This window comes from Microbacterium sp. CCH5-D1 (assembly GCF_001557335.1).
GTDB classification, from domain to species: domain Bacteria; phylum Actinomycetota; class Actinomycetes; order Actinomycetales; family Microbacteriaceae; genus Microbacterium; species Microbacterium oxydans.
Map to the genome: position 1 here is coordinate 1 of NZ_LSJW01000175.1, position 21872 is coordinate 21872.

Consider the following 21872-nt stretch of genomic DNA (forward strand, 5'->3'; position numbering starts at 1 on the left):
GGTCTGGATGCCGCCGCGGCCGCAGGTGCGGATGTCCCCGGCTCCGGCGAGACCGTGGCAGACGGTGGCGACGTCACGCCGGCCGCCGCACCCGTGGATCCCGACCTCGCCGCTTTCGAAGCGGCCGAGCGCGAACACCCCGGAACCTTCGCATCGCCGCCCCCCGCGGTGACCCCCGCTTCCTCCGCCGCGTCGTACGACCGTGCCGAAGAGGTCAGGGCTCAGGCCGACGCCGAGAACACCTCCTTCTACCCGGAGCCCGTCGTGGGCGAGCCCGTGCCCTTCGGTCACGAGCAGTCCGGCATGGCGGGAGCCGCCTACGCCCAGTACGGCGATGAGGCCGAGACGCGTGTCGTCCCCTCGGAGCCGCTGGTGGTCGCGGCCGCAGCGCAGCCGCAGCCGATCTTCGTCCAGGCTCCCGAGCCTCCCCGTGACCGGGGCAACCGCGGCACGGCAGGGGCCATCGGGCTTCTCGCCACCCTCGTCTTCGCGGTCCTGTACCTCGGTGCATGGCTCGGTCTCGGCGCGATCGCCGGTGACGTGACCGGAGAGAACATCGGTCAGAGTGCTGTCGCCCCGCTGTCCACCTGGGGGTTCTGGACGCCCGTCGTCGTGTTCTTCCTCGGGTTCTGGCTGCTCGGCGCGATCATCAACCGCGGTCGCTGGGGACTCTGGGTCGTCTTCGGTCTCATCGTCGGCGTCATCGCGTACGGCGGCCACATCCTCGGGCAGCTCTTCGAAGCCCCGTTCTGGAAGCTCAGCTCGAGCCAGGGCCTCGACCTCGTCGGCGAGCAGCTGCTCGCTCCGCTCGCGATCGCGGCATTCGTGTTCGCCCGCGAGCTCACGATCTGGTTCGGCGCGTGGGTCGCACGCAGCGGCGCCCGCAAGACCGAGCTGAACGCCGAGGCGCAGCGCGAGTACGAGCGCACGCTCGAAGCCGGCCCGACGCTGGCGAGGTAATCACGAACTCCACCACGCCGAACCCCCGCGGACCCGAGTCCGCGGGGGTTTCGGCCATCCTGGCGGTGGTCCTCGCCACCATCGGCTTCTTCGCGCTCGCCGTCTTCGGGCTCGGAGCGGTGAGCGTCGCCACGGACACCGACATCATCGCGGTCCCGAACCTGGGCCAGGTGCCGGGAGTGGCCGGGATGATCGCCGCCGTCGTCTCCTTCGCCCTCGTCCTGTGGTCGACGCTGCGTCGGTCGCAGCCCTCCTATGTGGCGACGGTCGCGATCGCCCTGACGGCGGGACTCGCCCACCTCGTCGTGGTCTGGTTCGCCGTACTCATCGGCGACGGAGATCTCGTGCTCGCGACTGCGGTCGCCGGAGACCTGGTGCGCGGCGGGACGAGCGCTGTCATCGTGCTGGCTGCGCTGATCGCCGGGTGGGGCGGTATCGCCCTGCGGCGCACCCGTGCGGAGCATCCACGCTGGCCCTGGGAGCGCGAAGAGGAGGAGTGACCTTCGGGCGCTCGTCCGTCTTCGCCCCGCCGGGCTGGGGAAATCGCGACGGCGAGGGGCGACGCGCCGTACGCTGGTGGAGTGGAGCGCTCGTTGGAGACGCAGGTCGACCAGGCCGTCGAAGCCTGGTTGCGCTGGGTGCCGCGCTGGGAGCCGGCGACCCACCGCGGTCGCGTCGCGCCGTGTCGTCGGTGTCTCGGCTCTCCGATCCTCTCGGCGGCCGGCATCGGGGCGAACGTGCCGCACGGGGTGCAGCACGGGCTGTCGACCAGGATCAAGACCATCGTCGATCATGCCGTCGCGGAGTACACGGCGAGGAACCTGCCGATGCTGCAGCGCGAACTCGACCAGCAGGCCGCGCGCAACCGTGCCCGCAGCTATCGCCCGGCGGAGGATCTCGACCCCGAGTTCGACGGCCTCCCGCTCGATCCCGATCCGGTTCCCGGCGCCCCGTTCCTGTTCACCATCGCCGGGCTCGCGGACGACTCTGCCCCGGAGCTCCCCGCGCTGCCTCCGCTCACGGAGGAGGCCAAGATCGCGCTCCGGCAGGAGGTGGCACTCGCCGACGAGTACGCCAACCTGGTGGGCCGCGAGATCTGCGGCATCCTGCTGCGGCACCGGATCTCGATCCAGGCCGCGGTCTCGCAGCACGTCGAGCCGCAGATCGAGGCTCTGCTGGCCGAGCTGACCGAATCGCTCGACTCGCCGTTCGACCCCGACCTGCCCTGAGGTGCGAGCGCAGGCACGCCCATTTGACCGCTACGTTACGCGGCATTACACTTGATCAGGTGTGTGCACGCCTCCGCGTGCGCACTGGGCGCCGGCACCTGTCGGTCTGCCCCCACGGCATACCCATCACACCAAAAGCTCGTCGGTTCCGGCGTGCCGGTGGGTCATGATGTGAAACCCATCACGCTGTCACCGTGCAGCACTATGAGGAGAGAACGTGCCAACCATTCAGCAGTTGGTTCGCAAGGGTCGCTCGCCCAAGGTCACCAAGACCAAGGCGCCGGCGCTCAAGTCGAACCCGCAGCAGGCCGGGGTCTGCACCCGCGTCTACACCACCACGCCGAAGAAGCCGAACTCGGCGATGCGCAAGGTCGCTCGTGTGAAGCTCCGCAACGGCACCGAGGTCACCGCGTACATCCCCGGTGAGGGCCACAACCTGCAGGAGCACTCGCTCGTGCTCGTGCGTGGCGGTCGTGTCAAGGACCTCCCCGGTGTGCGTTACAAGATCGTCCGCGGCGCCCTGGACACCCAGGCAGTCAAGAACCGTAAGCAGGCTCGTTCCCGCTACGGCGCGAAGAAGGGTTGAGTTAGATGCCTCGTAAGGGACCAGCCCCCAAGCGCCCCGTCGTCAACGACCCGGTATACGGCGCACCGATCGTCACCTCGCTGGTGAACAAGATCCTCGTCGACGGCAAGAAGTCGCTGGCCGAGTCGATCGTCTACGGCGCCCTCCGCGGTGTCGAGGCGAAGAACGGTCAGGACGCCGTCGCCACCCTGAAGAAGGCGCTCGACAACGTGCGCCCGACCCTCGAGGTCCGCAGCCGCCGCGTCGGTGGCTCGACCTACCAGGTGCCGGTCGAGGTCAAGCCTCACCGCGCCAACACGCTCGCACTGCGCTGGCTCGTGAGCTACGCGAAGGGCCGTCGTGAGAAGACGATGACCGAGCGTCTGCAGAACGAGATCCTCGACGCGTCGAACGGCCTGGGTGCCGCGGTCAAGCGCCGCGAGGACACGCACAAGATGGCCGAGTCGAACCGCGCGTTCGCTCACTACCGCTGGTAAACAGCTCCGCCGGCCCCTCGGCCACCCGCCGAGGGGCCGGCACCCCCTCTTCGCAGTACACCTGCTCCAAAAGATAAGGACACTCCTGTGGCACAAGACGTGCTCACGGACCTGAGCAAGGTCCGCAACATCGGCATCATGGCGCACATCGATGCCGGCAAGACCACGACGACCGAGCGCATCCTGTTCTACACGGGCGTCAACCACAAGCTCGGCGAGACGCACGACGGCGCCTCGACCACCGACTGGATGGAGCAGGAGAAGGAGCGCGGCATCACGATCACGTCTGCCGCCGTGACCTGCTACTGGAACAAGAACCAGATCAACATCATCGACACCCCCGGCCACGTGGACTTCACGGTCGAGGTGGAGCGTTCGCTCCGCGTGCTCGACGGTGCGGTCGCCGTGTTCGACGGCAAGGAGGGCGTCGAGCCCCAGTCCGAGACCGTCTGGCGTCAGGCCGACAAGTACAACGTCCCGCGCATCTGCTTCGTCAACAAGATGGACAAGCTCGGCGCCGACTTCTACTTCACGGTCGACACCATCATCAACCGCCTCGGCGCCAAGCCGCTCGTGATCCAGCTGCCGATCGGCGCGGAGAGCGACTTCATCGGCGTCGTCGACCTGATCGAGATGCGTGCACTGGTCTGGGCCGGAGACTCCAAGGGTGACGTCACCATGGGCGCCTCCTACGAGATCCAGGAGATCCCGGAAGACCTCAAGGAGAAGGCGGCGGAGTACCGTCAGCAGCTCCTCGAGACCGTCGCCGAGACCGACGACGCGCTGCTGGAGAAGTTCTTCGGTGGCGAGGAGCTCACGGTCGCCGAGATCAAGGGCGCCATCCGCAAGCTGACCGTCGCGAGCGAGATCTACCCGGTGCTCTGCGGCTCCGCGTTCAAGAACCGCGGCGTCCAGCCGATGCTCGACGCGGTCGTCGACTACCTCCCGAACCCGCTCGACGTGGGCTCGATCGAGGCGCACGACCCGAAGGACTACGACACGATCATCGAGCGTCACCCCGACGCCAATGACCCGTTCGCAGCTCTCGCGTTCAAGGTCGCCGTGCACCCGTTCTTCGGTCGCCTCACCTACGTGCGCGTCTACTCGGGCCACCTCGACTCCGGTTCGGCCGTCGTCAACTCGACCAAGAACAAGAAGGAGCGCATCGGGAAGATCTTCCAGATGCACGCCAACAAGGAGATCCCGGTCCCCTCGGTCACCGCCGGCAACATCTACGCGGTCATCGGCCTCAAGGACACCACCACGGGTGACACCCTCACCGACCCGACGGCGCCGGTCGTGCTCGAGTCGATGACGTTCCCGGAGCCCGTCATCGAGGTCGCGATCGAGCCGAAGACCAAGGCCGACCAGGAGAAGCTGGGTGTCGCCATCCAGAAGCTCGCTGAAGAGGACCCGACCTTCCGCACGGAGCTTAACCCCGAGACCGGTCAGACGACCATCAAGGGCATGGGCGAGCTGCACCTCGACATCCTCGTCGACCGCATGAAGCGCGAGTTCAACGTCGAGGCCAACGTCGGCAAGCCGCAGGTGGCGTACCGCGAGACGATCCGCAAGACCGTCGAGAAGCACGACTACACGCACAAGAAGCAGACCGGTGGTTCTGGACAGTTCGCCAAGATCCAGTTCACCATCGAGCCGCTCGACCTCGACTCCGAGAAGACCTACGAGTTCGTGAACGCCGTCACCGGTGGTCGCATCCCTCGTGAGTACATCGGCTCGATCGACGCCGGTTTCCAGGACGCGATGAACGTCGGTGTGCTCGCGGGCTACCCGATGGTCGGCGTCAAGGCGACCATCGTCGACGGTGCGGCCCACGACGTCGACTCCTCGGAGATGGCGTTCAAGATCGCGGGCTCCATGGGCTTCAAGGAGGCCGCGCGTCGTGCCAACCCCGTGCTGCTCGAGCCGCTGATGGCCGTCGAGGTCCGTACTCCTGAGGAGTACATGGGCGACGTCATCGGCGACCTGAACTCGCGTCGTGGCCAGATCCAGTCGATGGAAGACGCTGCCGGCGTCAAGGTCGTCCGCGCTCAGGTCCCGCTGTCCGAGATGTTCGGCTACATCGGCGACCTGCGCTCGAAGACCTCGGGCCGTGCCGTCTACTCGATGGAGTTCCACAGCTACGCTGAGGTGCCCCGCGCTGTGGCCGACGAGATCGTCCAGAAGACCAAGGGCGAGTAATCGCTCTTCTGGGAGCCCTGGGTCGCTGAGCCTGTCGAAGCACCCGGGGTTCCCAGGTCACCTACAACTTCACATTCCCTCTCTACTAAACTGAGAACCTAACCCGTAGAGAACCGGTCGCAAACCAGTGCCCGGTCACCTCTACAACGACGTCCTGAGGAGGACCCAGTGGCTAAGGCCAAGTTCGAGCGGACCAAGCCGCACGTCAACATCGGAACGATCGGTCACGTCGACCACGGCAAGACCACGCTCTCCGCAGCGATCTCGAAGGTGCTTGCTGACAAGTTCCCGTCCGACACCAACGTGCAGCGTGACTTCGCTTCCATCGACTCGGCGCCGGAAGAGCGCCAGCGTGGAATCACCATCAACATCTCGCACATCGAGTACGAGACCCCCAAGCGCCACTACGCGCACGTTGACGCTCCCGGCCACGCCGACTACGTCAAGAACATGATCACCGGTGCGGCTCAGATGGACGGCGCGATCCTCGTGGTCGCCGCCACCGACGGCCCGATGGCTCAGACGCGTGAGCACGTGCTGCTCGCCAAGCAGGTCGGCGTTCCGTACCTGCTGGTCGCGCTGAACAAGTCCGACATGGTCGACGACGAGGAGATCCTGGAGCTCGTCGAGCTCGAGGTCCGCGAGCTGCTCGCAGGCCAGGGCTTCGACGAGGACGCTCCTGTCGTCCGCGTCTCGGCTCTCAAGGCCCTCGAGGGCGACGAGAAGTGGACCCAGGCGATCCTGGACCTGATGCAGGCTGTCGACGACAGCGTTCCGGACCCGGAGCGTGACCGTGACAAGCCGTTCCTGATGCCCGTCGAGGACGTCTTCACGATCACCGGTCGTGGCACCGTCGTCACGGGTCGCGCCGAGCGTGGCACGCTGGCCATCAACTCCGAGGTCGAGATCGTCGGACTCCGTCCGACCGTCAAGACCACGGTCACGGGTATCGAGATGTTCCACAAGCAGCTCGACGAGGCCTGGGCCGGCGAGAACTGTGGTCTGCTGCTCCGCGGCACCAAGCGTGAGGACGTCGAGCGCGGCCAGGTCATCGTGAAGCCGGGTTCGGTCACGCCGCACACCGACTTCGAGGGCACCGCTTACATCCTGTCCAAGGACGAGGGTGGGCGTCACAACCCGTTCTACACGAACTACCGCCCGCAGTTCTACTTCCGCACCACCGACGTCACCGGCGTCATCTCGCTGCCCGAGGGCACCGAGATGGTCATGCCCGGCGACACCACCGACATGACGGTCGAGCTGATCCAGCCGATCGCCATGGAGGAGGGCCTCGGCTTCGCCATCCGTGAGGGTGGACGCACCGTCGGCGCCGGTACGGTCACGAAGATCATCAAGTAAGCACCTGCTTCCTCGCAAAGGGGTCGGACCTTCGGGTCCGGCCCCTTTGTCGTGCAGCGGGCGCTCACGACGGCGTCGGGCTCGGGCGATGTCGGCATGGGGTGCGACTTTTCATCCAATAGAATGACTAGACCGCGCAGGAGCGGCAGCGTCGTACATCGGGATTGTTGGCGTGTTTTGACCGTCCGACTCCGATGTATTGGGATGCTGGATTACAGAGTCGTTCCGTGCCCATGTGGTTCGAAGAGGAGAAGCATGTCGCCGGAGGAGTGGTTCGGCGCGTTCAGACGCGCATGGGTGGGCATGACGGCCGTCTTCCTGCTGAGCGTGCTCGCTTCGACGGCGGTGCTCGTCTTCACGCCTCCGACCTATGAGGCGGAAGCGGAGATCGTGTTCAGCGCGGGCGACACCCGGGAGACCTTCGTCCCTCGCACAGTGGCTTCGAATGCTGCCGTCCGCGCCCGTTCGGAGAGCGTCCTCGCCCCGATCGCCGAGGACTTCGGCGTATCGCGGAGCGAACTCGCCGACCGCGTCTCCGCAACGTGGCGTCCGGAGACCTCGATCACGGCGGTGACCGTCTCGCACACGGACCCTCGGACGGCGGCGGCCATGGCGACCGCGATCGCCGAGTCCGCGGCGGAGCAGGCCGGATCCGGCGTCAGCGCGGAGACGTTCGAAGCGGTGACGCCGGTGGCGCCCGTCCAGCCGCTCGCGGTGACCGTGCTCCCGGTGGGGGCACTCATCGGCCTGGCGCTGGCCGTCGCATACGCCGGTCTCCGCTTCGTGATGGGGGGCCGCACGACGGTCGGAGCGACGGCTGACCGACACGGAGGGAACGAATGAGCATCGGAGAAGGTACGGGTATCCGTACGGTCAATCGGTTGGTCCCGGACGCGGTGGCGTGGGCCATCGCCGCGTTGCTGGTGGTGCTGCTGCGCTATGACTTCCTTGTCCCGCTGACGGTGTGGCCGTTCGCGTTGATCGTGGTCGCGGGCCTCATCGCCGCGCAGTTCGCTGCCGGGTTCGTCCTTCACCTGTATCGCGGGCGCTATCTGTACGGGTCCATCGAGGAAGTCCGCGCACTGGGGCTAGCCGCGCTCCTCGTGGGTGTCCTCATGGGGGTCGTGCTGCTCGTCTGGATGCGTCAGCCGGCGGAGGCCCTTCGAACCGCCCTCTCCGTGACGGCGATCGCGTTGGTCCTGATGCTGGTCTTCCGCTACGTGCCGCTCGTCTTCAGCCGGAAGAGCGATGACGTTCCGGGAGGATCGCGCAAGGTGCTGGTGTTCGGCGCCGGGTGGGTGGGCCAGCAGCTGATCAGCCGAATGCTCAACGAGACGAAGGAGCCGGTCTTCAGTCCCGTCGGTCTGATCGACGATGACCTCAAGAAGCGGAACCTGCGGGTCAAGGGGGTTCCCGTCCTCGGGACGCTCGCTCAGCTGAGGGCTGCCGTCGAGCTGAGCGGCGCGACGGAGCTCATCATCGCGGTAGGACGCGCCGACGCCGCACTGCTGCGTCGCGTCACCGACGCGGGCAACGCTGCCGGTCTCAACGTGCTCGTGCTCCCCGAACTCGACAAGGTCCTGCAGGGCGCGAGCCGCATCCGGGACCTGAGGGATGTCAGCATCGAAGACCTCATCGGCCGTCAACCCGTCGACACCGATGTCAAGTCGATCGCGGGATACGTGACGGGGAAGCGTGTGCTCGTCACGGGGGCCGGCGGGTCGATCGGCGGCGAGCTCTGCCGTCAGCTCTCGCAGTTCGGTCCGGACGTGCTCGTCATGCTCGACCGCGACGAGAGCGGCCTGCAGGGAAGCCAGCTCAGCATCTCCGGTCACGGCCTTCTCGACACCGAGGATGTCGTCCTCGCCGACATCCGTGATGTCGAATCGCTCCGCGAGATCTTCCGTCGTCATCGCCCCGAAGTCGTCTTCCACGCTGCGGCGCTGAAACATCTGCCCATGCTCGAGCAGTATCCCGAAGAGGCCTGGAAGACGAACGTGCTCGGCACCCGGAACGTGCTCGAAGCCGCCCTCGATGTCGATGTCGAGACGTTCGTGAACATCTCCACCGACAAGGCGGCGAACCCCTCGAGCGTTCTCGGACACTCCAAGCGCGTGGCGGAGAAGCTCACGGTGTGGGCCGCGAAGAGCTCGCATCGGCGGTACCTCTCCGTGCGCTTCGGCAACGTGATCGGCAGCAGGGGCTCCATGCTCCCCATGTTCCGGACCCTGATCGAGGCAGGCGGGCCCGTGACCGTGACCCACCCGGAGGTCACTCGATACTTCATGACGATCTCCGAAGCGTGCCAACTGGTGATCCAGGCCGGAAGCATCGGCCGGCCGGGCGAAGTGCTCATCCTCGACATGGGTGAGCCGGTGAAGATCCTCGACATCGCGCAACGCATGATCGCGATGTCCGGCGAGTACATCGAGATCGTCTACACCGGTCTGCGCCCAGGCGAGAAGCTGCACGAGGAACTGGTCGGTGAAGACGAGGTCGTCGAACGACCCTTCCACCCCCAGATCCAGCACACGTCGATCGGGAGCATCAGCCCGGAGGCGCTCGACCTCGGCGGCTGGATGCGCCGGCTCGTTCCCGCAGAGGCTGCCGTGTCCGCCCATGGTCGAGAAGGAGACCTCCCGCGATGAACGACCGGATCTACATGTCGTCTCCCGATGTCGGCGAGCTCGAGGAGAAGGCGATCGTCGCCGCACTGCGGTCCGGATGGGTCGCTCCGCTCGGTCCGGACGTCGACGCCTTCGAGCACGAGATGTGCGACAGGGTCGGAGTGCGCCACGCGGTCGCGCTGAGCTCGGGGACGGCAGGGCTCCACCTCGGACTTCTCGCGCTCGGGGTCGGTGCCGGCGACATCGTCGTCACGTCGAGCTTCACGTTCGCTGCCACCGCCAATGCGATCGCCTACACGGGCGCGACGCCGTACTTCATCGACGCGGACCCGGTGACGGGCAACATGGATGTGGGCCTGCTCCGCGAGGTCATCACGGAACTCGAGGCGAAGGGCACACCGCCGAAGGCGATCGTCCCCGTCGACCTGCTCGGCAAGGTCGCCGATCTCGAGGCGATCGAGCAGATCGTCGACGCGTACGGGATCCCGGTGCTCGCCGATGCCGCCGAGTCGCTCGGAGCCCGCCGCGGCGGCCGACCCGCAGGCAGCTTCGGGCGCGCGTCGGTCTTCTCCTTCAACGGCAACAAGATCATGACGACCTCCGGCGGCGGCATGCTGGTGACCGATGACGCGGAGATCGCAGATCGCGTCCGCTATCTCGCGACGCAGGCGCGACAGCCGGTCGCGCACTACGAGCACACCGACATCGGCTACAACTACCGGCTCAGCAACCTCCTCGCCGCGCTCGGTCGCGCACAGCTGTCCCGCCTCGACGACATGATCCGCCGACGTCACCGCTGGCGCGACGAGTACCGCGCGCTGTTCGCGGACATCGACGGCGTCTCGGTGTTCGGCGGAGACCACGATGCCGAGGACAACGCGTGGCTCACCGCCGTGCTCGTCGACGAGGACGTCACCGGCTGGAGTGCCTCCGAGCTCTCCGCGCACCTCGGTTCTCATGACGTCGAATCCCGACCGCTGTGGAAGCCGATGCATCTGCAGCCCGTCTTCGCCGAGGCCCCGGCCGCGGTGAACGGGGTCTCGGAGCGCTTCTTCCGCGTGGGCATCACGCTGCCGTCGGGGTCGGCGCTGTCCGAGGAGCAGATGGAGCGTGTGCAGACCCTGATCCGCGGTTTCCTGGCTGAGCGCGCATGAGCAGAGTCTTCTTCGATGCGGCCAAACGCACGCTCGACCTCGGTGTCGCCGCCGTGGTCCTGATCCTCTCCCTTCCCCTGCAGATCATCGTGGCCGCGCTGGTGCTGGTGAACCTCGGTCACCCGGTGATCTTCCGGCAGCCGCGGCCGGGACGCGAGGGGAAGGTCTTCACCCTCTACAAGTTCCGCACCATGCGCCCCGCCGATCCTGCGGTCGGCACCGCCGACGACGCGGCGCGGCTGACCGCGTTCGGGCGTCTGCTGCGCGGCACCAGCCTCGACGAGCTGCCGACCTTCTGGAACGTGCTGCTCGGCGATATGAGCCTGGTGGGTCCACGCCCTCTCCTCGTCTCCTACCTCGACCGGTACACGCCAGTGCAGGCTCGTCGGCATGAGGTGCGACCAGGGGTCACCGGGTTGGCGCAGGTGAGCGGTCGGAACACCGTCGACTGGGATGAGCGGTTGCAGCTCGACGTGAAGTACGTCGACACACGATCGATGAGGCTCGACCTCTGGATCCTGTGGCGCACGGTCGCCGTCGTGGTGCGCCGTGACGGGGTCAGCGCCGACGGGCACGCGACGATGCCGGAGTTCCGAGGTCTGAAGGATGCCGATGCGTGAGCTGATCATCCTCGGCGCCGGAGGCTTCGCGCGCGAGACGCTGGACGTCGTCGAAGCCCTGAACGCGGTGTCGCCCCGCTTCGACGTGCTCGGTTTCGCCGACGACGCCCCCAGCCCTCTCGCTCTGGAGCGTCTGGCCGATCGGGGCCATCGCCATCTCGGCACCATCGATGCGGCACTCGCCGCGCACCCGGCGTCGTCGTTCGTCATCGCGGTGGGGTCGCCCGAACATCGCGCGCACATCGCCGCGCGGGTGGGAAGCGACCGGGCGGAGACGCTGGTGCACCCCGGCGCGTCGATCGGGTCCCTGACGACGATCGGCGTCGGCACGGTCGTGTGCGCCGGTGTGCTGGTGTCGACGAATGTCCGGGTCGGACGACACGCTCACCTGAATCCGGGAGCCATCGTCGGCCATGACAGCGTCCTCGCGGATGCGGTGTCCTTGAATCCGGGATCGGTGGTGTCGGGGGACGTGCGCATCGGAGAGCGCGTGCTCATCGGCGCGAAATCGGTGGTGCTGCAGGGATTGAGCATCGGTGCGGACGTCACGGTCGGTGCGGCTGCGTGCGTGACCAAGGACGCCCCTGCACGGGTGACACTGGTGGGAGTGCCCGCTCGTATCCACAGAACAACAGGAAAGAGTCACAGCTCGTGAAGGTAGTCATCACCGGCGGTGCCGGGTTCATCGGTTCGAACCTCGTGCGACGGTTCAACGACGAGGCGTCCGATGTCGATGTCCACGTGCTGGACGACTTCAGCACGGGACGCGAATCCAACCTCGCCGGAACGCGGATCACGCTGCACCGCGGGTCCGTCGCCGATGCCGAAGCGGTCGCCGCCGCCACGGTCGGCGCGGACGCGGTCGTCCACCTGGGCGCGCTCGGCAGCGTCCCGCGGTCCATCGACGACCCCGTCGCCTCTCACGTCGCCAACCTGACGGGGACGCTGACCGTGCTCGAAGCGGCCCGGCGCGAGAACGCCTACGTGGTGATGGCATCCTCGAGCTCCGTGTACGGCGCCAACCCCGCTCTGCCGAAGTCGGAGTTCGACTGGACGCGGCCGATGAGCCCGTATGCGGCGACCAAGCTCGGGGGAGAGGCCTACGTGCTGGCCTACCAGTACTCCTACGGTCTTCCGACCCTGGCGTTCCGCTTCTTCAACGTCTACGGTCCCTACCAGCCGGCCGACCATGTGTACGCCGCCGTGATCCCGAGGTTCGTCGACGCGGCCCTCGCCGGGCGCGCGCTCACCATCCACGGCGACGGCCTGCAGTCGCGGGACTTCACGAGCGTCGACACGGTGACGCATGCGCTCATGGTCGCCGTCCGAGACCGCGTGACGTCGGGACATCCCGTGAATCTCGCGTTCGGAACCAACACCACGCTGCGCGAGCTGGTGACCGTCATCGAAGATCAGACCGGCCGCACGGTGAGCGTCGAGCACGTCGATCCGCGTCCTGGCGATGTACGTGCCTCCCAGTCCGACGGCGTTCGTCTGCGGGAGCTGTTCCCCGACGTGCAGCCCGTCCCGCTCGAGGAAGGGATCGCGAAGACCGTCGCGTGGTTCCGGAGCAAGGACTCGTGACCCCGGCCGCGACAGCTCGCATACTGATCGGCGTCACGGCGGACGTCTCCATCGGCCTGTTGTCCGGGCTGCCGCAGCGGCTGATCGCTGACGGATGGGAGGTGCACGTCGCGAGCTCGCCCGGCGAGAGACTCGACGCGCTCGCATCGTCTCCCGGCGTCTCGGTGCACCCGCTTCCCATGGCCAGGGAGATCGACATCGTCGGGGACGTCCGCGGGCTTCGTGACTGGATGCGGCTGATCCGCCGCCTCCGACCTGACGTCGTCTTCGTCGGCACCCCGAAAGCAGGCCTGCTCGGCATCACCGCCGCCCGACTGCTCGGCGTTCGCACTCGTGTGTATCACCTGCGCGGGCTCCGGCTGGAGACCGCAGCGGGGATGACTCGGCGGGTGCTGACGATCATGGAGCGTCTGACGATCCGCCTCGCGACCTCCACGCTGGCCGTGAGCCCGAGCCTCCGCCAGCGCGTCGTGTCCCTGCGGCTCGCGCCGGCCGCACGCATCACCGTGCGCGGCAGAGGCAGCTCCAACGGTGTGGATGTGGATCGCTTCGCCCCCGGCAACACGGCGGCGCAGGTCGATGGCCTCCTGCCCGGTGTCCCCGTCATCGGCTTCGTCGGCAGACTCAACCACGACAAGGGCCTCGAGGTCCTCGCCGAGGCCTGCCGCCTCCTGGACGACCGCGGAGCGGAGTACCAGCTGCTGATCGTGGGCGGCGTCGACGGTGCGGAGTTGGACTCCTTCTCGCGACTGCGGCGCGCCCCGATCGTGCTCGGAGCCGTGCCGGACACATCGATGTACTATCCCCTGATGCGAGCCCTCTGCCTCCCGACCCTGCGCGAGGGTTTTCCCAACGTCGTGCTGGAGGCCGGGGCGACAGGGATCGCCGTCGTCACGACGGATGCGACCGGAGCGGTGGATTCCGTGATCCCCGAGCGCACCGGACTCATGGTGACGGCGGGGGACGCGGGTCAGCTCGCCTATGCTCTGCAGCGGGTGATCGAGGATCCGCATCTCGCGGCGGACCTGGGCGCGAACGCCCGCGACTTCGTGGTCGAGCATTTCCGACGTGACGCGGTCCATGCATCGGTGTCCGACTTCCTGCGGAGTGAGATGGAGCGGGGTCGGCGATGACGGACGTCTCCAACGGCGTCGGCGCGCTCGTCGTCGTCGCCGTGCTCATCGGGCTGACCGTCCTGACCTGGTTCATCGCGCGACGAGCGTTCCTTCCCGTGGTCGTGCACAACGCGGTGTGGGCGGTGACGCTGGTCCTCATCGGGTCGGGGCTCATCGCCTATCACGGTGCATCGATCGCCGCGTGGGGCGTGCTGCTGGTCGGTATCGCGTTCTTCTCCGTCGGGGCGTGGGGAGGTGTCGCGCTCGCAGCCCGCAAGGCACGCGGCGCCGACCTGGCACCGCGGGACCATGCGCTCGTCAGCCGGCGAGTCCTGCTGATCCTCGCAGGCGCCTACGCGCTGGGTTTCGGGGTGTACATCTGGACCATCCTCCAGCGCTTCGGGTGGGACGCCTTCTGGTTCCATCCCGAGACGATCCGAGGCGCCGCCGAGTCGTACCTCGCCGGGGTGCCCCTGTGGGCGCGTCTGCTGATGTACGTCGGACCTCTTCTGCTGGCGATCCTCATCGTCCCCGGGTCGGTCCGGAACGGACTCGCGTGGTGGTGGCGCGTGCCGGCCGCGGTCCTGCTCGCCGCCTCGATGCTCGCCCTGCTGCAGCGGACGAACCTCTTCGCGGGGGTTCTGCTCGCGATCGCTGCCCTTCTCCTCCTCTACGCGCGCTCCTGGCGGGGCGGGGCTGAGCGTGCGTGGTACCGCCGGCCGTGGGTGATGGCGGTGTCGATCGCAGCCATCGGCGTCGGAGCGCTTCTCGCTTTCCAGGTGCTCGCCGGTGCACTCGGCAAGACGGGTGATGTCGGCGGCAACGTCTCGCCTGCCCTGAGCGCCTCCGGACTCTCCAGCCCCTTCATCTACCTGACCGCGGGCGTGCCCGCGTTCCTGTCCCTCGTGGATTCCACCAACGGCGCGTGGCCCCCGGTGGGCGGGCCTCGCCTCGTCTACGGCGACTACAACCCGCAGACCTTCGGAACGGCCTTCTTCGAGCCCATCCTGGGTCTGATCCCCGGGCTGCGCACCTGGGAATCCTCGGCGCCGTTCGTCGACGTGGGCACACTGACGAACGTGTACACGTGGCTGGAGCCGTTCTACCGGGACTGGCGGGTCGTCGGCGCAGCCGTCGGCGCGGCGGCGATCGGTGCGCTCGTGGCCTACCTGTACTCCACGCGGCGGGCGTCGCCCGTGCGATGGTGGCTCTCGGCCCTGCTGGTGTCGACGCTGTTCCTGGTCACGTTCGCGCAGAAGACCAACAACACGCTGTACCTCGTCACAGCCGCGATCATCGTGGTGCTCGGGGTGATCGGCTCTCGCCGGCGGGCGGCATCATGACGGCGCTGCACACGTACACCAGTTACGGGCGCAGTGCGGGAAGCGCACGGGTCCGCGTCTTCGACTGGCTCGACAGGCTGGAGGTGCCCGCGGTCACGCACTCGTATCTCCACGGTGCGACCAACTCCGGACGGTCTCTCCTGAAGTCTCCTCGGCGGCTGCTCGCGGCCGAGGCGGAGCTGCGTCGCAGGCCTCCGCGCGACGCGCGAGTGCTGGTGTCGCGGCAGGCGAGTCCGCTGAGCCGTGGCGGTGTGGAGAGGCGTCTGCTGGGTGGCGAGCGCGTCGGGATCTATGATTTCGACGACGCCCTCCACCTCGACCGCCGGGGCCCGTTCCCGAAGGCGGCGATCTGGCGAGCGGCGGTCGGCGCGGCCGACGTCGTCATCGCCGGAAACGCCACACTCGCCGAGGCGGCGAGTCGGATCAACCCTCGCGTGACCGTGATCCCGAGCTGCGTGGATCCGGCGGACTACTCGCGCAAGACGAGCTTCGACATCGGGGAGACGCCGCGCGCGATATGGATCGGCTCGCCCGCCACGGAGCGCTATCTGCGCGACATCGAGTCTGCGCTGCTGTACGCGCATGAGCGGACGGGCATGCGGCTCACCGTCGTCAGCGCGGGGGACGCGGAGCTCGGACCGCTGGACGCGATCGTCGACCGGGTGGCGTGGTCGCCGCAGACCTTCGGTGCCGTGCTCGCCGACGCCGATCTCGGGCTGATGCCGACACCGGATTCCGCCTGGTCGCGGGGCAAGTGCGGCTACAAGCTGCTGCAGTACGGCGCGGCCGGGCTTCCGATGATGGGTGACCCGGTCGGGGTGAACGCCGAGATCCTGCGCAGAGGTGACGGCATCGCACCCGAGAGCACGGACGACTGGGCGGACGCCCTCATCGGCTTCTTCTCGGAGAGCGCGACGCGACGCGGGGAGCGGGGAGCCGCTGGTCACCGCACAGTCCGGGATCACTACAGCTTCTCGGCGTGGGAGTCGGTCTGGCGTCAGGCGGTGACCGGCAGCTGATCCGCGCGGCGGGCGACGAGCAGCCAGAAGAGCGACGACAGCAGGGTGGAGAGGGCGTATGCCCAGATCGCTCCGCTCAGCCCGCCCAGCAGAGCACCCGCCAGCGGCCCGACGACGCCCAGCGCGGTCTGGACGAGCCGCGCCGCGAGCAGGCCGCGTCGTGAGGCCCGCAGCCGGGACACGATGTAGAAGGTGTGTCCCACCATGTTCGCCATGACGAAGATCGCGGTCGGTGCGGCGAACGGAATCAGGTCCCGGAGAGTGCCGAGCGGCCAGGACGTCTCGCCGAGCAGCAGCAGCACCCCGGCGGCGAGACCGCCGAGCACGATACCGCCGGCCACGACCGCGCCGACGGTCGACGCAGACATCCGCAGTCGGGCGATGCGCGGCCGGATCGGATTCAGCAGCAGGCGCACCGGTGCGGCGACGTTCGACACGGCCCGGTAGACACCGAACGGGCCCACTCCGAGGATCGGGGCCAGCGCGTAGGGGGTACCGATCGAAGAAGCATCCATGATCAGGGAGTCGCGCACGAGGGGAGCGATGGCGGTCCAGCGCTGACGGGTCCAGCGCACGAGCACGCCAGGTCGACTCAGAGCCGGCCACCTCGAGAACACGGCGGCGACGACGCTCGACGCCGCCCAGGTGCCGAGGACCCAGGAGAGCTCGCCGCTGTGGAGGGTGAGGGTCACGACGCTGAGGACGACGGCGACGATGGCGGCGATGGCGTCACCGACGACCGACCCGCGTGTGTCGCTGTTCTCGACCGCGTAGAACCGTGCGGTCGAGCGGTAGGCGCTGCCGCCGATGGCGAGCGCGATCAGCCACCAGTACGGCGTCAGGGGCGAGTTCGTCAGGGAGACGACGAGTGCGGAGACGGCGGCGAAGATCAGGGCGAACTCCGTCGACGCACCGCTGAAGTCCGGCCAGGAGGTGGGGACGTCCTGGCGTGAACGGGTCGCCGCCTCGCAGATGAGGGAGAGTGCGAGCGACAGCGCGAAGGCGCCGGCGAGATAGACGATCGAGAAGAGCCCGAAGTCCGTGGGGGCGAGGGTGATGAGGCCGAGGACCTGAACGGAGAGTGTCGCGACCGCGGCAGCCGAGGACGTGAGGATCAGGCGCAGCGAGCTCACAAACGAACGACCCTGGGTCCTGTGAGCCGGCCCTTGGTGTCGAGCACCGGCGTCGGGGACTCATGCAGCAGCGTCAGGTCGAAGTCGGAGTGGTCGGTCACCAGGATGACCAGATCCGCGGCCTCCACTTCCGCAGCGGAGAGCTCCACACGCTCGACGGCGGCCGGCCACCGGTGCGACTCGACGTGGCGGTCCGCGCCGCGGATGGACGCGCCGAAGGAGGTGAGCAGCTCGATGAGGCGCAGCGAGGGGGACTCGCGGATGTCGGCGGTGTCGCGTTTGTACGCGAGTCCGACCAGCAGGATCGTCGACCCGTTCAGCGAGCGCCGGTCTTCGTTGAGCAGTTCCATGGAACGCTGGGCGACGTAGTCCGGCATGTGGTCGTTGACATCGTTCGCCAACTCGACGAAGCGGAAGCTGCGTCCGAGCTTGCGCCGCACCTGCCACGAGAGGTAGCTCGGATCCACGGGAAGGCAGTGGCCGCCGACACCGGGGCCAGGGGTGAACTTCATGTACCCGAACGGCTTGGTCGCCGCGGCATCGATCGATTCCCAGATGTCGACGCCCAGCTCGTGCGCGAACACGGCGAGTTCGTTCACCAGGGCGATGTTGACGTGGCGGAACGTGTTCTCGAGAAGCTTGGTGAGCTCGGCCTCCTTGGGCGTGGTCACGCTCACCGTCCGGTCCACGAGGAGGTCGTAGAAGGCCTTCACCTTGCCGAGTGACTGCTCGTCGATGCCGGAGACGACCTTCGGTGTGTTGACGAAGCCCCACGTGGGGTTGCCCGGGTCGATCCGCTCCGGGCTGTATCCGACGGCGAAGTCCTGTCCTGCCCGGAGCCCGGAGCCGGCCTCGAGGAGGGGGACGAGGATCTCCTCTGTCGTGCCCGGGTAGGTCGTGGACTCGAGCACGACCGTCGCCCCGCGGGTGAGTCGGGTCGCCAACGATGCTCCCGCCGACTCGATGTAGGAGATGTCGGGGAGGCCCTCGCGGAGCGGGGTGGGGACCGTGATCACCGCGACGTCGAAGCCCTCGGTGTCGTCGTAGTCGGAGGACGCGAGATAGCGACCGGAAGCGATCGCCTCCTTCAGCTGCTCCGACGAGATGTCATCGACGTACGACTCACCGGCGTGCAGAGCGGCGATCCGCACGCTGTCGACATCGAGTCCGACGACGGTCATGCCCACCTGCACGGCGCGCATGGCTACCGGAAGCCCGACATATCCCTGACCGACGATGACAGCTTTCACGTGCACTCCTCCATGGTGTGGGCGAACCCCCGCCATGGGCGTGCGTCGCGGTCTGCGACGCTGCTCAGGTCCACCTCGGTAGTATATTGCGGTGACCCGAGACTCCAGACGCGCGCGTCGAGCCCAGAACGAGCAGCAGCGTCGAAAGAGTCGCCGCACCCGGATCATCCTGTGGGTGGTGGGCGTCGTGCTCGCACTGCTCATCGCCGTCGCCGTGATCGCGGCGATCCTCATTCCGAAGGCGCTCGACGCCAAGGACAAGCTCGAGGCTTCGGTGCCGCTGGCCCAGAGCATCCCCGGGCTGATCGCCTCCGGCGACACTGCGGGCGCGCAGGCCGCGGCGGAGGAGCTGACGAAGACCGCCGCTTCCGCGCACGAGCAGACCAGCGGATTCCTCTGGGAATCGCTGGAGTGGGTGCCGGTGATCGGCCCCAACCTCCATGGCGTCCGCATGGCGACCGCGGCCGTCGACGAGCTGGCCACTAAGGCGCTCCTTCCCGCTTCGGGGATCGACATCGCAGCACTTCGTCCTTCCGACGGCGGGCTCGACCTCCAGGCGATCCACGGCATCGGGGACATCGCGCGGTCGGCCGACCAGGCCGTGCGCGCTGCCTCATCGATGCTGGCGGGCGTCGATCATGACGCGCTCCTCGGGCCCGTGGCATCCGGTGTGGAACGCATCGAGAAGGTTCTGAAGCCGGCTGCGAGCACACTCGCCGGCGTCATGCCGCTTGTCGAAGCCCTCCCCGAGATGCTGGGAGAGGGGGGACCCCGCGACGTGCTGGTCATCTTCCAGAACAATGGAGAGGTGATGTCCGGTGGCGGCACGATCGGCTCCATGGCCCAGGTGCACATCGACAACGGCGCCATCTCGATCGTGAACCAGTCGTCGGCTTCCGGTCGCGACTTCCCGAACTTCCGTCCACCGGTCGGGGGAGTGACGCAGGAGGAGACCGACCTGTACGGCTCGCTGTTCGGCAGCTACGTTCAGGCGCTCACCCGCTCGCCCCGTTTCGACAGGACGTTCGAGATCGCACGCGACATGTGGCGTGAGGCCAAGGGCGTCGAGGTCGACGCGGTCGTCTCCCTCGATACGGTCGCCCTGAGCTACCTCCTGGTCGCGACCGGGCCGGTCGCTATCCCCGGCGGTCCGGAGATCTCGAACTCCAACGCGGTGGCGATGCTGCTCGGCGACCTCTACAAGACGTACGAGCCCGCAGAGGTCGACATGATCAACCAGGTCTTCGCTGGGCTGACACTGCAGAAGCTGATGGGCGGTCAGGTCGATTTCGCCAAGCTGTCCTCTGTGCTCGGGCTCGCAGCGAAGGAGGGCCGGATCGCGATCTGGAGCGCCCGCGAGTCGGAGCAGCAGCTCATCGCCGGCACGGACCTCGATCGTCGCGGGCCGAGGGCGGCGGAAGGCACGGAGGCGTTCGGCGTCTACTTCATCGACTGGACGCCCGGGAAGATGCAGCGGTACATGACCCAGTCGATCGACGTGAGTCAGCCGATCTGCGCCGCCGACGGACGCCGTCACGTGTTCGTGACGGTGACGCTTGCCAACACCGTCGATCCCGCTTCGGTGCGAGGGCTTCCCGAGTACGTCACCGGCGTCGGGATCGAGACGCCGAAGGGATCGATGCAGGTGGAGACCCTCGCCTTCGCCCCTCCGGGATACTCGCCGGTCGGGCAGAGGGCAGACGCCGAGCTCGCGCAGTCGGAGGTGCGCAAGGACCAGGAGTTCACCGTCGGAACGATGCGGTTGACGCTGGCGCCGCAGGAGAGCAGGACGCTCACCTACGAGTTCGTCGCCGACTCCGACGCCCCCACGAAGATCGAGCTCGACAGCACCCCGGTCGTCACTCCGACGGTCCTCACGCAGGACGCCGTCACCTGCCAGTGACCGACGCCACGGGCGCGCGCCCGTTTCTGCAGACTCTCGACACGGCGGCGGACGTGCTGGCCGCGGCGATCCTCGCCTACCTGATCGTCCTGCCCGTGGGGCACAACGCGGTCCTCGTTTCTCTGCTCCTGCTGCTCGGGATGTGGTGCGTATGGAGAATCGCGCGCCACCCTCGTCGGCTTCCTCCGCTTCTCCTGGCGGCGGCGGGTTGCGCTGTCGGCGCGATTCTCATCGGCGTGATCGGCGGTGCTGGCAACCCCGGTTTCGCGCACTCGCTCATCAGCTGGGTGGCTGCCCCCGTTCTCTTCTGGGCATGGGCCAGCCAGATGGACGAGCGTGTGCTCGGTCTCTTCCTGCGCTTCGCCGCGTGGGCGACCGCCGTCCTGGCTGGCACCGTGCTGGTGCTGTGGACGATGGGTGCGGTGGGGCTCGAGCCCGCGGTGTGGATCAAGGTCCTCGTCGATGCCGACGTCTCCGGCGCATGGCCGAACGTGATCGTGGGCGTCTACGGAGCGTCATCGCTGATCGCCGTGGCTCCGCTCTGGATCGTGGGGATGTTCTTCCAGGGCCGTGCGCTTCCCTCTCGAAAGCTCATGATCGCTGCAGCTGTCCTCGCGACCCTGGCTGCGGTCGTCAGCACGCGGAGGGCAGCCCTCGCCCTCGGGCTGCTGGTGCCGGTTCTGATCTTCGTCGCCTATCTCGCGGTGGTCGGCCGTGCGTGGTTCACTCGGCGCCACGTCCACGCGCTGATTGTCGTGGGCGGGGCAGCGGTGCTGACCGCCGTCGCCCTGCTGATCACGCCGACCGGACAGCGCATGAGCGCGGGTGTTCTCGCGCTGCTGACGGGCAGAGGCGGCACTGCTGACGAGGATCTGCGGATCGAGCAGACGGAGCGTCTCTGGGCGGGGTTCTTGGAATCCCCGGTGTTCGGCCATGGCATCGGTGCGGTCATCCCGGGTTATGCGCGCAGCGAAGCACGTCCCTGGAACTTCGAGATGCAGTACAACATGCTGCTCTTCCAGGTCGGCGTCGTCGGAGCTCTGCTGCTGGCAGCGAGCGTGGTGCTCGTCGCGTGGGCTGCGGTCCGTGTCGTGACTCGCCGGGTGGAGGCACGGCCGGCTGTGTTCACGACGGCCGCAGCCGCGCTGGCGGTGCTCGCGGCGAACGCGCTCAACCCGCTCCTGCAGGCGCCGGGACACTTCTGGGCCGTCTTTCTCCTCGTCGGCGCGGTCACGGCTTTCTGGCCCTCCCCGGACGTCCGGCCACGCGCCGAGACATCTGGTGATAGCGCGGCGGTTCGTGCAGACTAGAC

The 21872-nt window shown here is 67.8% G+C and carries 20 protein-coding genes; 18 read left to right on the forward strand and 2 right to left on the reverse strand.

The genetic code is table 11. The annotated features are described in order from the left end of the window. From AX744_RS21000 to AX744_RS10750, 16 genes are all read left to right on the forward strand, one after another. Positions 1-960: hypothetical protein (locus AX744_RS21000; RefSeq protein ID WP_061016820.1), on the forward strand; the 960-nt coding region annotated here is incomplete at its 5' end. A gap of 65 nt (positions 961-1025) precedes the next feature. Beyond that, positions 1026-1460, forward strand: coding sequence for a hypothetical protein (locus AX744_RS10680; RefSeq protein WP_061016822.1), 435 nt, complete (start codon positions 1026-1028; stop codon positions 1458-1460). A gap of 81 nt (positions 1461-1541) precedes the next feature. Continuing rightward, positions 1542-2189 carry a hypothetical protein gene (locus tag AX744_RS10685; RefSeq protein ID WP_061016824.1) on the forward strand — a complete coding sequence of 216 codons (648 nt, stop codon included), beginning with the start codon at positions 1542-1544 and terminating at the stop codon, positions 2187-2189. Between the two features lie 217 nt (positions 2190-2406). Continuing rightward, the gene (rpsL, locus tag AX744_RS10690) at positions 2407-2775 is read left to right on the forward strand and encodes a 30S ribosomal protein S12 (RefSeq protein WP_017201609.1); all 369 of its coding nucleotides are present in this window, start codon (positions 2407-2409) and stop codon (positions 2773-2775) included. Positions 2776-2780: 5 nt separating this feature from the next. Then, entirely contained in the window at positions 2781-3251 is a 471-nt protein-coding gene (gene rpsG / locus AX744_RS10695; protein WP_017201608.1) for a 30S ribosomal protein S7, read from the forward strand. Between the two features lie 87 nt (positions 3252-3338). Beyond that, a complete protein-coding gene (gene fusA, locus AX744_RS10700) occupies positions 3339-5453 on the forward strand; it encodes an elongation factor G (RefSeq protein WP_046747809.1) in 2115 nt (704 codons plus the stop codon). Between the two features lie 168 nt (positions 5454-5621). Then, positions 5622-6812 carry an elongation factor Tu gene (tuf, locus tag AX744_RS10705; protein ID WP_046747810.1) on the forward strand — a complete coding sequence of 397 codons (1191 nt, stop codon included), beginning with the start codon at positions 5622-5624 and terminating at the stop codon, positions 6810-6812. A gap of 255 nt (positions 6813-7067) precedes the next feature. Then, a complete protein-coding gene (locus tag AX744_RS10710) occupies positions 7068-7655 on the forward strand; it encodes a hypothetical protein (RefSeq protein WP_061016826.1) in 588 nt (195 codons plus the stop codon). Further along, positions 7652-9460: a polysaccharide biosynthesis protein gene (locus AX744_RS10715; RefSeq protein WP_061016828.1), complete on the forward strand. Its 1809-nt coding sequence runs from the start codon at positions 7652-7654 to the stop codon at positions 9458-9460. The genes AX744_RS10710 and AX744_RS10715 overlap by 4 nt, the downstream gene beginning before the upstream one ends. Then, the gene (locus AX744_RS10720) at positions 9457-10593 is read left to right on the forward strand and encodes a DegT/DnrJ/EryC1/StrS family aminotransferase (protein WP_061016830.1); all 1137 of its coding nucleotides are present in this window, start codon (positions 9457-9459) and stop codon (positions 10591-10593) included. Before AX744_RS10715 ends, AX744_RS10720 begins: the two co-directional genes overlap by 4 nt. Then, positions 10590-11213, forward strand: coding sequence for a sugar transferase (locus AX744_RS10725; protein WP_061016832.1), 624 nt, complete (start codon positions 10590-10592; stop codon positions 11211-11213). The genes AX744_RS10720 and AX744_RS10725 overlap by 4 nt, the downstream gene beginning before the upstream one ends. Further along, positions 11206-11868 (forward strand): NeuD/PglB/VioB family sugar acetyltransferase, encoded by a 663-nt coding sequence (locus AX744_RS10730; RefSeq protein WP_061016833.1) that lies wholly within the window; start codon positions 11206-11208, stop codon positions 11866-11868. Before AX744_RS10725 ends, AX744_RS10730 begins: the two co-directional genes overlap by 8 nt. Beyond that, on the forward strand, positions 11865-12797 hold the full coding sequence (locus tag AX744_RS10735) for an NAD-dependent epimerase/dehydratase family protein (RefSeq protein ID WP_061016835.1): 933 nt from the start codon (positions 11865-11867) through the stop codon (positions 12795-12797). The genes AX744_RS10730 and AX744_RS10735 overlap by 4 nt, the downstream gene beginning before the upstream one ends. Then, positions 12794-13930 carry a glycosyltransferase family 4 protein gene (locus tag AX744_RS10740; protein ID WP_061016836.1) on the forward strand — a complete coding sequence of 379 codons (1137 nt, stop codon included), beginning with the start codon at positions 12794-12796 and terminating at the stop codon, positions 13928-13930. The genes AX744_RS10735 and AX744_RS10740 overlap by 4 nt, the downstream gene beginning before the upstream one ends. Next, positions 13927-15255 carry an oligosaccharide repeat unit polymerase gene (locus tag AX744_RS10745; protein ID WP_061016839.1) on the forward strand — a complete coding sequence of 443 codons (1329 nt, stop codon included), beginning with the start codon at positions 13927-13929 and terminating at the stop codon, positions 15253-15255. The genes AX744_RS10740 and AX744_RS10745 overlap by 4 nt, the downstream gene beginning before the upstream one ends. Further along, the gene (locus AX744_RS10750; protein WP_061016841.1) at positions 15252-16274 is read left to right on the forward strand and encodes a glycosyltransferase; all 1023 of its coding nucleotides are present in this window, start codon (positions 15252-15254) and stop codon (positions 16272-16274) included. The genes AX744_RS10745 and AX744_RS10750 overlap by 4 nt, the downstream gene beginning before the upstream one ends. Here the strand turns inward: AX744_RS10750 and AX744_RS10755 are convergent. Continuing rightward, entirely contained in the window at positions 16253-17407 is a 1155-nt protein-coding gene (locus AX744_RS10755; protein WP_061016843.1) for a hypothetical protein, read from the reverse strand. The genes AX744_RS10750 and AX744_RS10755 overlap by 22 nt on opposite strands. Then, complete coding sequence (locus AX744_RS10760; RefSeq protein WP_061016855.1) at positions 17404-18657, reverse strand: nucleotide sugar dehydrogenase; 1254 nt, start codon at positions 18655-18657, stop codon at positions 17404-17406. Before AX744_RS10760 ends, AX744_RS10755 begins: the two co-directional genes overlap by 4 nt. A gap of 91 nt (positions 18658-18748) precedes the next feature. Between AX744_RS10760 and AX744_RS10765 the strand changes: the two genes are divergently transcribed. Together AX744_RS10765 and AX744_RS10770 are read left to right on the forward strand one after the other, a co-directional pair. Further along, on the forward strand, positions 18749-20560 hold the full coding sequence (locus AX744_RS10765) for a DUF4012 domain-containing protein (protein ID WP_157543582.1): 1812 nt from the start codon (positions 18749-18751) through the stop codon (positions 20558-20560). Continuing rightward, complete coding sequence (locus tag AX744_RS10770) at positions 20557-21870, forward strand: O-antigen ligase family protein (protein ID WP_061016847.1); 1314 nt, start codon at positions 20557-20559, stop codon at positions 21868-21870. The genes AX744_RS10765 and AX744_RS10770 overlap by 4 nt, the downstream gene beginning before the upstream one ends. The last annotated feature ends 2 nt before the right edge of the window (positions 21871-21872 follow it).

Bases quoted from the DNA above. Each gene is read 5' to 3' on its own strand.
- rpsG (WP_017201608.1), top strand. From the start codon at position 2,781: ATGCCTCGTAAGGGACCAGCCCCCAAGCGCCCCGTCGTCAACGACCCG.
- AX744_RS10710 (WP_061016826.1), top strand. From the start codon at position 7,068: ATGTCGCCGGAGGAGTGGTTCGGCGCGTTCAGACGCGCATGGGTGGGC.
- AX744_RS10715 (WP_061016828.1), top strand. From the start codon at position 7,652: ATGAGCATCGGAGAAGGTACGGGTATCCGTACGGTCAATCGGTTGGTC.
- AX744_RS10720 (WP_061016830.1), top strand. From the start codon at position 9,457: ATGAACGACCGGATCTACATGTCGTCTCCCGATGTCGGCGAGCTCGAG.
- AX744_RS10725 (WP_061016832.1), top strand. From the start codon at position 10,590: ATGAGCAGAGTCTTCTTCGATGCGGCCAAACGCACGCTCGACCTCGGT.
- AX744_RS10730 (WP_061016833.1), top strand. From the start codon at position 11,206: ATGCGTGAGCTGATCATCCTCGGCGCCGGAGGCTTCGCGCGCGAGACG.
- AX744_RS10745 (WP_061016839.1), top strand. From the start codon at position 13,927: ATGACGGACGTCTCCAACGGCGTCGGCGCGCTCGTCGTCGTCGCCGTG.
- AX744_RS10750 (WP_061016841.1), top strand. From the start codon at position 15,252: ATGACGGCGCTGCACACGTACACCAGTTACGGGCGCAGTGCGGGAAGC.